Source organism: Afipia massiliensis, from assembly GCF_014203115.1.
GTDB lineage: Bacteria > Pseudomonadota > Alphaproteobacteria > Rhizobiales > Xanthobacteraceae > Afipia > Afipia massiliensis.
Map to the genome: position 1 here is coordinate 507716 of NZ_JACHIJ010000003.1, position 13960 is coordinate 521675.

Below are 13960 nucleotides of genomic sequence, written 5' to 3' on the forward strand. Positions count from 1 at the left end.
GAAGAAGTAAGACGTGGATGCCCGGCACAAGGCCGGGGCATGATGGTGGAGACACGTGCAAATGGTTGCCACTCACGCCTGCGCGGGCGTCTTCTTCACCTTTGCCCAGTACCTGTCACGCAGATGACGCTTCACCAGCTTGCCGGTGGGCGTGCGCGGCAGTTCGGCTTCGAAATCCACGCTCTTCGGGCATTTGATCGGCGACAGGTGCTTGCGGCAGAACAAAATCAGTTCGGCCTCGAGTTCCTTGCCGGCGCGTGACATGTCGTGTGGCTGGACCACAGCCTTGACCTCTTCGCCCATTTCCTCGTTCGGAACGCCGAACACCGCGACATCCGCCACTGCCGGGTGCGAGATCAGCACGTCCTCTGTTTCCTGCGGGTAGATATTTACCCCGCCGGAAATGATCATGTAGGCCTTGCGGTCGGTGAGATAGAGGAAACCGTCGTTGTCCAGGTACCCGACATCGCCGAGCGTCGACCAGCCGCGGTCGTTGTAGGCGCTCCGCGTCTTGCTGGCGTCGTTGTGATAGGCGAATTGAGGGCCCCCGGCGAAATACACCGTGCCGGTTTCGCCGACTGGCAGTTCGTGTCCATCGTCGTCGAGAATCTTGAGTTCGCCGACGACGGCGCGGCCGACGGTGCCGCGATGTGCCAGCCAGTCTTTCGAGGTGGAGACGGTGACGCCGTTGCCCTCAGAACCTGCGTAATACTCGATCAGCACTGGCCCCCACCAGTCGATCATCTTCGCCTTGACGTCGGCGGGGCAGGGCGCGGCGGCGTGAACGGCGCCCTTGAGCGATGAGACGTCGTATTTCGCGCGTACGTCGTCCGGCAGCTTGAGCATGCGCACGAACATCGTCGGCACGAGTTGCGACTGCGTTGCCTGGTGTTTTTCAACCAGCGCTAAGAATTCCTCGGCGTCGAACGATTCCATGACGATCGAGGTGCCGCCGAGCGCGCCGCACATCATGTTGAAGCGCAGCGGAGCCGCGTGATAGAGGGGCGCGGGCGACAGATACACGCTGGTCTCGTTCATGCCGCACATGGTCGAGCAGAGCAGCTTGAGCAGCGGATTGGGCACCAGGATGGACGGCTCGGTGAGCGGGCGCTTGATGCCCTTGGGTCGCCCGGTGGTGCCGGATGAATACAGCATGTCGTAGCCGGCGGATTCGTCGGCGATCGGCGTCGCGGGCTGGGCCGCAAGCGCATCATCCCATGACTTGAACCCGCCCTGCGCCGCGCCGGTGATGAAGAAATGCGGCGTGCCCGGCGCGTTGCTGAGCAGCGGCGCGATCGAGCCAATGCATTTCGGCGAGGTGATGACGACCTTGGCGCCGCAATCCTTGACGATGTAGGCGATCTCGTCGGCGGTGAGATAGCGGCTGATGGCCGTGTAATAGAGTCCGCTGCGCTGCGCCGCCCAGCAGATCTCCATAAAGGCGATGGTGTTCTCCATCAGCAGCGCGATGTGATCGCCCTGCTTCAGGCCGAGCGAACGAAACAGATGCGCGCCCTGATTGGAGCGGCGGTCGAGATCGCGGTAGGTGATGGCGTCGCCGCTGCCGGCCATCTGATAGGCGATCTTGTCGGGTGTCGACTGGGCGTGAATCGATGGATGAGACATAGAGCTCCCTGGGCGTTTCCTCGGTGTTACGATGCTCCGGCGGCTTGTGCCGCTCGTTGGCTGAGCTTTGAAAAGTCCGGCGCGGCGGTTGATGAGTCGCCGGCACAAAAAAAGGCGGGTGATGAACCCGCCCTTTCAAAAGCCGTTGTTACAGCCTTTCGATGATGGTGACGTTGGCCATGCCGCCGCCTTCGCACATGGTCTGGAGACCGTAGCGCTTGTTGCGCTGCCTCAGTGCGTTGACCAGCGTCGTCATCAGCTTGGTGCCGGAGCCGCCGAGCGGATGGCCGAGCGCGATGGCGCCGCCATTGACGTTGAGCCGCGACGGGTCGGCGCCGGTGTCCTTGAGCCATGCGGTCGGGACCGAGGCGAAGGCTTCGTTGACCTCGAACAGATCGATGTCGTCGATCTTCATTCCGGCCTTCTTCAGCGCGCGGTGGGTCGCGGGCAGTGGCGCTTCCAGCATGATGATCGGATCGCCGCCGATCATGGTCATGTGATGAATGCGCGCCAGCGGCGCGATGCCGAGCGCCTTCAGGCCCTTCTCGTTGACGATCATGACGCCGGACGCGCCGTCGCAGATCTGGCTGGCGCTGGCGGCGGTGAGCTTGCCGTTCTCGGCAATCGTCTTGACGCCGCGGATACCGTCGATGGTCGCATCGAAGCGAATGCCTTCGTCGATGTTGTGGGTGTCGGTCGAGCCATCAGCGCGGGTGATCTCGAGCGGAACGATCTCGTCCTTGAACGCGCCGGCCTGCGTTGCGGCAATGGCCTTCTGATGGCTCTGGTAGGAATACTGATCGAGGTCTTCCTTCGCGAGGCCGTACTTCTCCGCCATCATTTCAGCGCCGGTGAACTGGCTGAACTGGATGTTCGGATATTTCGCCTGGATGTTTGGGCTGTAGTAGTTGCCGAAGCCGTTCTTCGCAGCCAGCGTGGCTGGAAGTCCCATCGGCACGCGGGTCATGCCTTCGACGCCGGCGGCGATCACGATGTGCATCGAACCGGCCATCACAGCCTGCGCCGCGAAGTGCAGCGCCTGCTGCGACGAGCCGCACTGGCGATCGACCGAGGTGCCGGGCACGCTTTCCGGAAGCTTCGAGGCCATCACGGCATTGCGGGCGACGTTGTTCGACTGTTCACCGGCCTGCATGACGCAACCCATAATAACGTCTTCGACCTGGGCGGGATCGACGCCGGTGCGATCGACCAGCGAATCCAGCACCGAGGCAGCGAGATCGACCGGATGCCAGCCGGCGAGGCGGCCTCCCTTGCGTCCCCCTGCGGTCCGGGCGGCGGCGACGATATAGGCTTCAGCCATGGCGGTGCTCCCTGTTGGCTTGTTTTCGGTTGGGCGCGATAAAAGCACGGCGCGAGATTTAGTCAATCGGTCAATTAACTCTTGAGCGCGACCCGATCATCAGGTTAGCTGGCGGCTCACAATGTCCTCGAGACCGCGCATGTCACCGACCTTGACCGCCAAAGCGCCGCGCCGGCCGCCATCGAAGCAGGTTCCTGACAAGGACACCGCGCCGATGAATGCGACCGCGGCGAAATTGCTGGTGGCCGCGGGCGATCTCATGATCGAGCGGAACTCGACCGAGGTGTCGCTGAGCGAAATCGCGCAGAAGTCAGGCGTGAACGCCGCGCTGGTGAAGTATCACTTTGGCAACAAGGATGGTCTGTTGCTGGCGTTGCTGGCGCGCGATGCCGCTTCGGAAATGGCCAATCTGGCCTTCGTGCTCGATCAGCCTATTTCGCCGACGGAAAAGATGCGGCGGCATATCGCCGGCATTATTAATGCCTATTACCGCGTGCCGTATCTGAGCCGGCTGATTCATCTGCTGTTGCATCAGGGCAGCGAGGAGACGTCGAAGGAAGTCCATCGCTTTTTCATCAACCCGCTGTTCGATTTCGTGCGCGGGCTGCTCGAACAGGGCGTTGAGGCGGGTGAATTCCGCAAGGTCGATCCGGCGCTGTTCTACATCAGCCTCAACGGCGCGTGCGACAACCTGTTCTACGGCCGCCAGATGAATGCGCGGTTCCTCGGATCGAAAGGCATTACCGACGAGGTGCGGCGTCAGTATATCGGCCACATGACGACGCTGTTTCTCGGCGGATTGCTGACCGACAAGGCTGGCATGCCGTCGGACATGGAGAGACCGTCCACCGCCAAGACATGATAAGACAAGGCCACATCAAATAAGCAGCGCGCCTGAATTTCTGCCAAGCCGGATCCGGCGCGCAACAAGAAGACTTGAGTTCGGGAGAGAAACACAATGAAGGATCGTTCGGCGGCAACAGGTCCGCTGCGTGGCGTGCGCGTGGTTGAATTCGCCGGCATCGGACCGGGGCCGTTCGCCTCGATGCTGCTATCCGACATGGGTGCGGACGTGGTGTCGATCGCGCGACCCGGACAAGGCAAACGCGATGTGCGGGATTTCGTCAATCGCGGCCGCCGCGTCATCGAGCTCGATCTGAAGAATCCGGCTCACATTGCTCAAGCGCTCGATCTGATTGCAGCAGCGGATGTGCTGATCGAAGGCTTCCGGCCGCAGGTGATGGAGCGGCTCGGCCTCGGGCCGGACGTTGTACTCAAGCGCAATCCAAAGCTGGTCTATGGCCGCATGACCGGCTGGGGCCAGGAAGGTCCGCTGGCGCAGGCGGCGGGTCACGACATCAATTACATCGCCATCACCGGCGCGCTCGATTCATTCCGCGCCGCCAACGGTGAAACCGTCTCCCCGCTCAATCTTGTCGGCGATTACGGCGGCGGCGCGCTGTATCTCGTCGTTGGCGTCCTCGCGGGCGTCATCGAGGCGCGCGCCTCCGGCAAGGGCCAGGTTGTGGATGCCGCGATGTGCGACGGCGTCTCGAGCATGCTGACCATGTTCCACAGCATGAAGGCGACCGGGCGCTGGACCGATGAGCCGCGCACCAATCTGCTCGACGGCGGCGCGCCGTTCTATCGCACCTACGAGTGCAAGGACGGCGGCTTCATGGCCATCGGCGCGTTGGAGCCGCAGTTCTATGCGGAGTTGCGCAAGCTCGCGGGGCTCGACGAGGAATGTTACGACGCGCAGATGGACCGCAAGGGCTGGCCAAATCTGCATGAGAAAATGACTGCGCTGTTCAAGAGCAAGACGCGCGATGAATGGGCGGCGATTCTGGAAGGATCGGATGCCTGCGCCGCCGCCGTGCGCGGCCTGTTCGATGCGCCGTCACATCCGCATCTCGCCGCGCGCCAGACCTTCCTCAATGTCGATGGTCATGTGCAGCCGGCGCCCGCGCCGCGCTTCTCGCGCACGCCATCAAACATTCAGGGATCGCCGGCCGTGCCGCCGGTCGATGCCGCCGAAATCCTTTCGCAGTGGTCGCAGGCGGCCACCGCGAAAGCGTCCTGAAGTCTTTACGACTTAACAATCCGTCATCTAAGGAAAACGACTTATGCAGCTCAAGGATGTTTCAGTACTCATCACCGGCGGCGGCTCAGGCTTGGGCGCGGCAACCGCACGCGCGATGGCCGCAAAGGGCGCGAAGGTTGCCGTCATCGACATGAACAAGGAAGGCGCCGAGAAGGTCGCCGCCGAGATCAAGGGGCTCGCGCTGGTCGGCGACGTGTCGGAAGAAGCGCCGGTCAAGGAAGCCATCGCGAAGGCAGAAGCCGCGCACGGCACCATCCGCGTGCTGGTGAACTGCGCCGGCATCGGCGGCGCGGTGAAGACCGTCGGCAAGAACGGCGCCTATCCGCTCGATCATTTCTCGCGCATCATCAAGGTCAACCTGATCGGTTCGTTCAATTGCATCCGGCTCGTCGCCGAGCGCATGCAGACCGCACCGCCTATCGGTGAAGAGCGCGGCGTGTGCATCAACACCGCCAGCGTTGCCGCTTTTGACGGCCAGATCGGCCAGGCGGCCTATTCGGCGTCGAAGGGCGGCATCGTCGGCCTGACGCTGCCGGTGGCGCGCGATCTCGCCTCGCTCAACATCCGTGTCATGACCATCGCGCCGGGCCTGTTCCTGACTCCGTTGCTGATGGGCCTGTCGGAAGAAGCGCAGAAGAGCCTCGGCGCGCAGGTGCCGCATCCGGCGCGTCTCGGCGATCCGAGCGAATACGCCCAACTCGCGGTCGCGATTGTCGAGAACCCGATGCTCAACGGCGAAACGATCCGCCTCGACGGCGCAATCCGCATGGCGCCCCGGTAGCGCCATGACTGCAGCGCCTCTGCTTGTCGAGCATGCCGACGGTGTGGACTGGGTGACCCTCAATCGCCCGGACAGCCTGAACGCGCTCGACGATCAGTTGGTTGATGCATTGAGTCAGTACTTCGGCGATCTGGCGCGCAACAAGCGTACCCGGATCGTCGTGCTGAAAGGCGCGGGCCGGGCGTTTTGCGCCGGCCTCGATCTCAAGGAGGCGATGAGCCGGCGTCCGCCTGGTGCGCCGCCGGCCAGCGTCGCCGATGCGCTCGATCACCAGCGCTCGATCGCGGACATCGTGATGCTGATGCGGCGCTGTCCGCAGCCGATCATCGCGCTGGTGCAGGGTGCGGCCTCCGGCGGCGGTTTCGCGCTGGCGCTCGCGGCCGACATCCGCATCGCCGCAAAGTCGGCGCGGATGAACTGCGCCTTCATTCGTCTGGGTCTCGGCGGCTGCGACATCGGCACCAGCTATTTCCTGCCGCGCCTCGTTGGCGTGTCGGTGGCGTCGGAATTGATTTTGACCGGACGCTTCATCCATGCGGATCGTGCGCATGCCGTTGGCCTTGTGTCCGAAGTCGTCGACGACAGCGAGCTTGATGCTGCGGCTGCGCCGTATATCGAATCCATGCTGGCGGCATCCCCGCTCGGCCTGCGGCTCTCCAAGGAGTGCCTCAACATGAGCGTGGATGCGTCGTCCATCGAGGCCGTGATCGCGATGGAAGACCGCAATCAGGTGCTGACGTCCCGATCCGAGGATTTTAAGGAAGGCGTGCGCGCCTTTCTGGAGAACAGGAAGCCGATCTACCGCAATATGTAATTGCGAACGAACAAACAGAAGGCCTCACAAGAGGCCACGTTCAAGGGAGAAGCGAAGTGAACGCGGAGACGGCAGCAGTGCTAACGAAGCCCGCATTCCGGAAGATCAACTGGTTGCCGCGTGACATCGCGGTGGACCGTCGGTCCGATGGCGTGATCGTTCTGAAGTCCCGTATTCCGCTCGATCCGTATGAGCTTCACATTCCGGCCTCGCTGGCGAAATGGGCGGCCGAGCGCCCCGATCATATCTGGCTGGCGCAGCGCCGTGGTCCCGAGCGGCAATGGCACAAGGTGTCTTACGGCGCGGCGAAGCGCACCGTCGATGCGCTGACGCAGGCGCTGCTCGATATGAAAATTCCGGATGGGCGTCCGGTGGCGATCCTGAGCGGCAATTCCATCGAGCACGCGCTGATGACGCAGGCGGCGATGCAGGCGCGGGTTCCGGTAGCGCCGGTGTCGCCTGCGTATTCGCTGATGAGCCAGGATCACGCCAAGCTGAAATTCCTGTTCGGCCTCGTGAAGCCCGCCGTGGTGATGGTGCAGGATGGCGCGGTCTTCGAAAAGGCGCTCGCCGCACTCGATCTTACCGGCATCACGGTGATCCACGTCGATCGCGCGGCCGCCAGCATCAAGAGCGCGGCCTATGCCGATCTCGCGGCGACGCCGGTGACGCCAGCGGTCGCGGCATCGATTGCGCAGATCACGCCGGACAGTGTCGGCAAGCTGCTGTTCACGTCGGGCTCCACGGGAATGCCAAAGGCCGTTATCAACACCCAGAAGATGATGTGCGCCAACGCCCGCATGATGATGCAGGTGCGGCCGCGCCCTGATGACGCGCCGGACGGAATCTATCTCGACTGGATGCCGTGGAATCACACCATGGGCGGCAATGCGCTGTTCAATGTGGCGCTGACCGAGGGCGGTACGCTTTATATCGACGACGGCCGTCCGGTGCCGGGTCAGTTCGAGGAAACACTGCGCAACCTGCGCGAGATTTCGCCGACCTATTACGCCAACGTTCCGGCGGGCTACGCGGCGCTGGCGGCGGTGATGGAAAAGGACGACGCGCTGTGCCGCTCGTTCTTCAAGAATCTCGGGCTGGTTGCTTACGGCGGCGCGCGTCTGCCGGACGATCTCTATGACCGGATTCAGGCGCTGGCGATCCGCACCACCGGCGAGCGCTTTGTGTTCTATACGGGCTGGGGTTCGACCGAGACCGCGCCGACCTCCACCGGCACTTATTGGGACACCGAGCGCGTCGGCCTGATCGGCCTGCCATTTCCCGGCGTCGAGCTGAAGCTGGTTCCGACAGGGCCGAAATACGAACTGCGCCTGCGCGGCGTCAATGTCACGCCCGGCTACTATGGGCGCCCCGATCTCACCGAAGCCGCATTCGATGACGAAGGTTTCTATTGCATCGGCGATGCCGGTGTATTCGTCGATCCGGAAGATCCGACGCAGGGCCTGATTTTCTCCGGCCGTGTGGTCGAAGACTTCAAGCTGACGACCGGCACCTTTGTACAGGTCGGCTCGCTACGCACCGATGCGATCGCTGCGGCGTCGCCGGTGGTGCAGGATGCACTGGTCGCAGGACAAGACCGTCCGTTTATCGGTCTCTTGGTGTGGCCCAATCTCGACGCCTGCCGCCGCTTGATCGGCGATATGGACGCCTCGATGGACACGGTGGTGAATCATCCCAAGGTGCGTGCGCATCTGCGCGACGGCCTGCTGGCGCACAACAAGGCCAGCGGCGGATCGAGCAGCATGAGAATCGCGCGCGCGATGCTGATGGCCGAGCCGCCCTCCATCGACGGTAATGAACTCACCGACAAGGGCTACATCAACCAGCGGGCGGGGCTTGAGCGCCGCGCCGCGCTTGTCGAACAGCTTTATGCAGACCAGCCGGGACCGGACGTCATCGTTCTCGGATAACTTTCACGTTCACAACACGAGTCAAAACCAGATGAACTTTGAATTCTCGGAAGACCAGAAGCAATTGCGCGATCAGGCGCGGCGCTACCTCACTGAGCAATCGCCGCCGAAAGCGGTGCGCGCCGTGCTGGAAGGCAACGCGCTCTACGACAAGGCGCTGTGGAAGGGCCTCGCCGAGATGGGTTTCCTCGGCGTCGCGATCCCGGAGGAATTCGGCGGCGCGGGCGCGGGGTATCTTGAGCTTTGCGTGATCGCCGAGGAAATCGGCCGCGCGCTGGCTCCGGTGCCGTTCTCGTCGACGATCTATCTCGCCGCGGAAGCGATCATGCTCGCCGGCAGCGATGCGCAGAAAGCGAAGTGGCTGCCGAAGATCGCGTCGGGCGAAGCCATCGGTACGCTGGCGCTGTTCGAGGGCGTCGGCAATCCGTCGCACAAGGCAATCAAGGTCAGCGCGTCGCAGGGCGCGGTGTCCGGCACCAAGACGCCGGTGGCGGACGGCGCGATTGCGGATTTCGCCATCGTCGCAGCGCGCACCGGCTCGACCGGACGCGAAGCCGACATCGGGTTGTTCATCGTCGAACTCAATGGCGACGGCGTGACACGCAAGCCTCTCGCCAATCTCGATCAGGCGCACGGCCAGGCCGAGATCACGTTCGATCGCGCCAAGGCGGAGCCGCTTGGCGCCGCCAGCGAAGGCTGGAGCATCCTGACGCGTGTGCTCGACCGCGCGGCGGTGCTGATGGCGTTCGAGCAGGTCGGCGGCGCAGACCGCGCGCTGGAGATGGGCCGGGACTACGCGCTCGACCGCGTCGCGTTCGGCCGCCCGATCGGATCGTTCCAGGCGGTGAAGCATATTCTCGCCGACATGTATGTCTCGGCGACGCTGGCGCGTTCCAATTGCTACTACGGCGCGTGGGCGCTTTCGACCGACGCCGGTGAACTGCCGGAAGCGGCGGCGACCGCCCGCATCAGCGCGACGCAGGCGTTCCAGCACTGCTCCAAGAACAACATCCAGGTGCATGGCGGCATGGGCTTCACCTGGGAGTTCGACTGCCATCTGTATTACCGGCGCGCCAATGTGCTCGCGCTGACGCTCGGAAGCCTGACCTACTGGGAAAACCAGTTGATCGACCGCATGCGCTTCCGCAACGCTTCTTAAGAAGGATCATTCACATGAATTTCGATGACACCCCGCAGGAAGCCGCGTTCCGCGCTGAAGCCCGTGCCTGGATTCAGGCCAACGCGCCGAAAGAATTCGAAGCCGAACTGTCGCAGCCGACCGTCGGCCGCATCAAGCTGAAAAACCGCGACATCCTGGAGGAATCCAAGAAGTGGCAGAAGAAGAAGGCCGCCGCCGGCTGGGCCTGCCTGCACTGGCCGAAGGAATTCGGCGGCCGTGGCGCGACGCCGATCGAACGCGTGATCTGGCAACAGGAAGAAGGTTTCTACGGCAAGCTGGAGGGCGTGTTCCTGATTGGGCAGGGCATGTGCGGGCCGACCATGATGGCGTTCGGCAGCGATGCCGACAAAAAGAAGTATCTGCCGCCGCTCGCTTCCGGCGAACACGTCTGGTGCCAGCTGTTCTCCGAGCCGTCCGCGGGCTCCGACGTCGCCGGCCTGCGCACCCGCGCGGAAAAGAAGGGCGACGACTGGATCATCAACGGCCAGAAGGTCTGGACCACCGGCGCGCATTTCTCCGATTACGGCATCGTCATCACGCGTACCGATCCGACCCAGCCCAAGCACAAGGGCCTGACGATGTTCTGGCTCGACATGAAATCGCCGGGCGTCGTGGTCAAGCCGATCAAGCAGGCCAACGGCCAGTCGGAGTTCAACGAGGTCTATTTCACCGATGTGAAGATTCCGGACTCGCAGCGCCTCGGCAAGGTCGGCGACGGCTGGAACGTGTCGCTGACTACGCTGATGAACGAGCGCATGTCGATCGGCGCGCGGCAGTCGACCGGCTTCCCGGAGTTGTTCGCCTTCTGCAACGACCTGATGCTGGAAGATGGTCCCGCCATCGACGACAAGAACGTGCGCTCGAAGCTCGCAGGCTGGGCGGTTAAGGCCAGCGGTCTCAAGTACACCAGCTATCGTTCGATCTCGGCGCTGTCGCGCGGCGAGCGGCCGGGTCCGGAAAATTCCATCGGCAAGCTCGTGGCCGGCACGATGCTGCAGGACATCGCGATGTTCGCGATGGATCTTCAGGGCGCGTCCGGCGCGCTGACCGATGCGGACAGTCCGTCCGTCGCCGGCCAGTTCCAGTCGATCCTGCTGCGCTCGCCGTCGGATCGCATAGCAGGTGGTACCGACGAAATCCTCCGCAACATCATCGCGGAGCGCGTGCTAGGCTTGCCGGGTGACATCCGCGTCGACAAGGATGTCCCCTTCAACGCGATTCCGACCAAAGGGCGCTGAGAGCCATGCTTGCCCAACCCGACAGCCGCGACATCGACGTCGTGGAGAAGCTCCTGGCCGCGCGGTATTCCTGCCGCGCGTTCAAACCGGAGGCTGTGCCGCGCGCGACCATCGAACGCGTGCTGAGCGCTGCGCAGAAAACCGCGTCGTGGTGCAACAGCCAGCCGTGGCAAGTTACGATCTTCTCCGGCGATGCGGTGAAGACATTCGGCGAGGCGATGTACAGGGCGGCGAGCGAACGCGCGCCGCCTGTCACCGATTTCGAGTTCCCGCGCGAGTACAAAGGCGTCTATCTCGATCGCCGCCGCGAAAGCGGCTTCCAGCTCTACAATGCGCTCGGCATCCAGCGCGGCGACAAGGCGGCGTACAACAAGCAGATGCTGGAGAACTTCCGCTTCTTCGGCGCGCCGCATGTGGCGATCATCACCAGTGATGAGGCGCTTGGCATCTACGGCGCGATCGATTGCGGCGGCTATGTCGGCAACTTCATGCTCGCGGCGCAGGCTGCGGGTCTTGCGACCATTCCGCAGGCGGCGCTGGCCGGACACGCCGACGTGGTGCGCAAGCATCTCGGCGTCGGCGAGGACCGCCGCGTGGTTTGTGGCATTTCGTTCGGCTATGCCGATGCAGCACATCTCGCCAACAGCTATCGCACCAACCGCGCGAGCATTCCGGAGGCGGTGACCTTTATCGGCGAATAAGTTCGCTAGAAGGAAGTTGCGATGGCCGACATGAAGGCGACCGATGACGCGGCGGCGACCGAGCAGATTCGCCGCGTCATCACGCGTTACGCCACGGCCTGGGCCGCCGGCGACTTTCCGACGATCCGCGACTGCTATCACGAGCAGTTCACGCTCTACTATGTCGGCAACAATCCGCTGTCCGGCGTGCACAAGGGCAAAGCCGCGGCCCTGACGGTGCTGGAAGAATTCCGCAAGCGCACGCGCCGCAAGCTGCTCAGTGTCGATCACATTATGGCCGGTCCGGAGCGCGGCGCGGTTTTGGCTAGCGAGCAATTCAGCCATGACGGCAAGACCACGGACGTGCAGCGGCTGCTTGTGTATACGATCCGCGAGAACCGGCTCCATGAGTGCTGGGTCTACGATCAGGATCAGGCCCTGATCGATCAATTGCTGTCGCAAGGAGCGCCATGACCGAACAGCCGCTCGCAAAGAAGTTCGTCGATGTGCTCGGCCACCGCATGGCCTATCACGAGCGCGGCGAGGGCGCGCCGATCCTGTTCCTGCACGGCAATCCGACCTCGTCCTATCTCTGGCGCGATGTCATTCCCGAACTTGAAGGTCAGGGCCGCCTGATCGCGCCTGACCTGATCGGCATGGGCGATTCCGGCAAGCTGCCGGATGTGAAGCCTGACACCTATCGCTTCATCACTCACCGCGATCATCTGTGGGCTTTCATTGATGCCGTGATCGGCCCGAGTGAGAAAGTCCTGCTGGTGATTCACGACTGGGGCTCGGCGCTCGGTTTCGACTGGGCCAACCAGCACCGCGACCGCGTGCGCGGCATCGTCTACATGGAAGGCATCGTACGGCCGGTCGCTGGGTGGGACGAGTGGAGCGAGGCTGCGACGCCGGTGTTCCAGGGCTTCCGCTCCGACAAGGGCGAGCAGATGATCCTCGACCGCAACCTGTTCATCGAGCGGGTGCTGCCGGGGTCGGTGCTGCGCAAGCTGTCGGACGCCGAGATGACGGAATACCGCAAGCCGTTTCTCAACCGCGAAGATCGCTGGCCGACGCTGACATGGCCGCGCCAGATTCCCATTGGCGGTGAACCCGCCAACGTGGTTGCGATCGTCGACGCCTACGCCAAGTGGATGGCGGAGAACGATGTCCCGAAGTTATTCGTCAATGCCGAGCCCGGCGCGATCCTGATCGGCAAGGTGCGTGAGTTCTGCCGCGGCTGGAAAAACCAGACCGAAGTGACCGTTCCCGGTAGCCATTTCATCCAGGAAGATTCCGGGCCGGCCATCGGCCGCGCCATCGCGGGCTGGATCGAGGACAAGCGGGTTTAGGCTTCGAACGCTGCCTCCCTGTCTGCCTTTGCCGAATCATCGGTTGATTCGCGCGTCGTCTGCCCGGTTCCATCTCTCTAACATTCAATGAACGCGCGGACGAACCGGGGCGCGTGGTTAACCCTGCGTTAGGAATTTGCATTGCATCTTCCAAAACGTAGTGGCGCATGATTTTTCCGCCAAGCCGCCCATACCGGCGGATCATGTGCTGGGGAGATTTCCAATGTTATCCAGCCGCGAAGCCTTTGAGAACGATGTCTGCCCGGTGGGCGACGAAATGCTCGGAAGCCTGTACCGAGCGAGCGAACATGGCCTTCCTCAGCTTGTGGAATCGGTATCGTCGGACGTCAGGGCCATGCTGGCGCTGTTCTGCTACAAGCGCGCGCATCTGCATGGCATGAGCCTTGCGATCGCCGCGACCTGCACGGAGCGTGATCTGGTGGAGCAGGGCGGCATCGTCGGGTCGACGCTGTTCGCGATGTCGCGGGAAGCGCCCTCGGCGACACCATCTGCATCCTCTTATGGCAGCCGCCGCAACATCACGCTGTCGACCAAGCCGCTCAGCACGTTCGCCCCGATCGCCGATGACCTCGACGACGACAGCGAACTCGCGGCGATGCCGGCATAAGCCATCCCTTGCCGCCGCTTCCTCACGCGGCGGAACTTGTCGTCCGGCCAGATGGAATTTCGCGTTAGCCCTGACGCGGCCCGCGCATCATTTTCAGCGCGTCCTCGACATGTCGCCAGTCCTTGGCCAGCTCAAGCTTGCCTTCCGCCTCGCACTCGGTTGCCCTCTGCGCGGCCTCCGCAATCGCCCGAGGACCATGCGCCTCCATCAGTTGCCGCGCATAGTCATGAATTTCCATTTCCCGCATGGCGTGGTGCTCCCTCGCTCAAGGCTGTTGAAGCATTGACGCCTGACGCGGCTGGTTG

Annotated in this window: 14 protein-coding genes; 11 read left to right on the plus strand and 3 right to left on the minus strand. The window is 63.2% G+C overall.

The annotated features are described in order from the left end of the window. Positions 1 to 72 precede the first annotated feature (72 nt). Together HNQ36_RS12020 and HNQ36_RS12025 are read right to left on the minus strand one after the other, a co-directional pair. Positions 73 to 1626 carry an acyl-CoA synthetase gene (locus HNQ36_RS12020; protein ID WP_184085296.1) on the minus strand — a complete coding sequence of 518 codons (1554 nt, stop codon included), beginning with the start codon at positions 1624 to 1626 and terminating at the stop codon, positions 73 to 75. A gap of 148 nt (positions 1627 to 1774) precedes the next feature. Next, complete coding sequence (locus tag HNQ36_RS12025) at positions 1775 to 2947, minus strand: acetyl-CoA C-acetyltransferase (protein ID WP_184085298.1); 1173 nt, start codon at positions 2945 to 2947, stop codon at positions 1775 to 1777. A 139-nt stretch (positions 2948 to 3086) separates the two neighbouring features. Between HNQ36_RS12025 and HNQ36_RS12030 the strand changes: the two genes are divergently transcribed. The 11 genes from HNQ36_RS12030 (at position 3087) to HNQ36_RS12080 (ending at position 13655) form a co-directional block, all read left to right on the plus strand. Next, the gene (locus HNQ36_RS12030) at positions 3087 to 3809 is read left to right on the plus strand and encodes a TetR family transcriptional regulator (RefSeq protein ID WP_184085301.1); all 723 of its coding nucleotides are present in this window, start codon (positions 3087 to 3089) and stop codon (positions 3807 to 3809) included. Between the two features lie 96 nt (positions 3810 to 3905). Then, positions 3906 to 5030, plus strand: coding sequence for a CaiB/BaiF CoA transferase family protein (locus tag HNQ36_RS12035; protein ID WP_184085304.1), 1125 nt, complete (start codon positions 3906 to 3908; stop codon positions 5028 to 5030). 43 nt (positions 5031 to 5073) lie between these two features. After that, on the plus strand, positions 5074 to 5832 hold the full coding sequence (locus HNQ36_RS12040; RefSeq protein WP_137325113.1) for an SDR family NAD(P)-dependent oxidoreductase: 759 nt from the start codon (positions 5074 to 5076) through the stop codon (positions 5830 to 5832). 4 nt (positions 5833 to 5836) lie between these two features. Beyond that, on the plus strand, positions 5837 to 6646 hold the full coding sequence (locus HNQ36_RS12045) for an enoyl-CoA hydratase/isomerase family protein (RefSeq protein ID WP_184085307.1): 810 nt from the start codon (positions 5837 to 5839) through the stop codon (positions 6644 to 6646). A 56-nt stretch (positions 6647 to 6702) separates the two neighbouring features. Further along, complete coding sequence (locus HNQ36_RS12050; RefSeq protein ID WP_184085310.1) at positions 6703 to 8577, plus strand: AMP-binding protein; 1875 nt, start codon at positions 6703 to 6705, stop codon at positions 8575 to 8577. Between the two features lie 31 nt (positions 8578 to 8608). Continuing rightward, complete coding sequence (locus HNQ36_RS12055; RefSeq protein ID WP_184085313.1) at positions 8609 to 9736, plus strand: acyl-CoA dehydrogenase family protein; 1128 nt, start codon at positions 8609 to 8611, stop codon at positions 9734 to 9736. Between the two features lie 14 nt (positions 9737 to 9750). Then, positions 9751 to 10995: an acyl-CoA dehydrogenase gene (locus HNQ36_RS12060; protein ID WP_184085316.1), complete on the plus strand. Its 1245-nt coding sequence runs from the start codon at positions 9751 to 9753 to the stop codon at positions 10993 to 10995. Positions 10996 to 11000: 5 nt separating this feature from the next. Continuing rightward, positions 11001 to 11696: a nitroreductase gene (locus tag HNQ36_RS12065; protein ID WP_184085319.1), complete on the plus strand. Its 696-nt coding sequence runs from the start codon at positions 11001 to 11003 to the stop codon at positions 11694 to 11696. Between the two features lie 21 nt (positions 11697 to 11717). Beyond that, positions 11718 to 12149 carry a nuclear transport factor 2 family protein gene (locus HNQ36_RS12070; RefSeq protein ID WP_184085322.1) on the plus strand — a complete coding sequence of 144 codons (432 nt, stop codon included), beginning with the start codon at positions 11718 to 11720 and terminating at the stop codon, positions 12147 to 12149. After that, positions 12146 to 13027, plus strand: a complete 882-nt coding sequence (locus tag HNQ36_RS12075; protein WP_184085325.1) for a haloalkane dehalogenase — start codon at positions 12146 to 12148, stop codon at positions 13025 to 13027. The genes HNQ36_RS12070 and HNQ36_RS12075 overlap by 4 nt, the downstream gene beginning before the upstream one ends. A gap of 223 nt (positions 13028 to 13250) precedes the next feature. Continuing rightward, positions 13251 to 13655, plus strand: a complete 405-nt coding sequence (locus HNQ36_RS12080) for a hypothetical protein (RefSeq protein ID WP_184085328.1) — start codon at positions 13251 to 13253, stop codon at positions 13653 to 13655. Between the two features lie 64 nt (positions 13656 to 13719). Here the strand turns inward: HNQ36_RS12080 and HNQ36_RS12085 are convergent, their stop codons facing one another. Then, positions 13720 to 13902, minus strand: a complete 183-nt coding sequence (locus HNQ36_RS12085; protein ID WP_184085331.1) for a hypothetical protein — start codon at positions 13900 to 13902, stop codon at positions 13720 to 13722. Positions 13903 to 13960 lie beyond the last annotated feature (58 nt).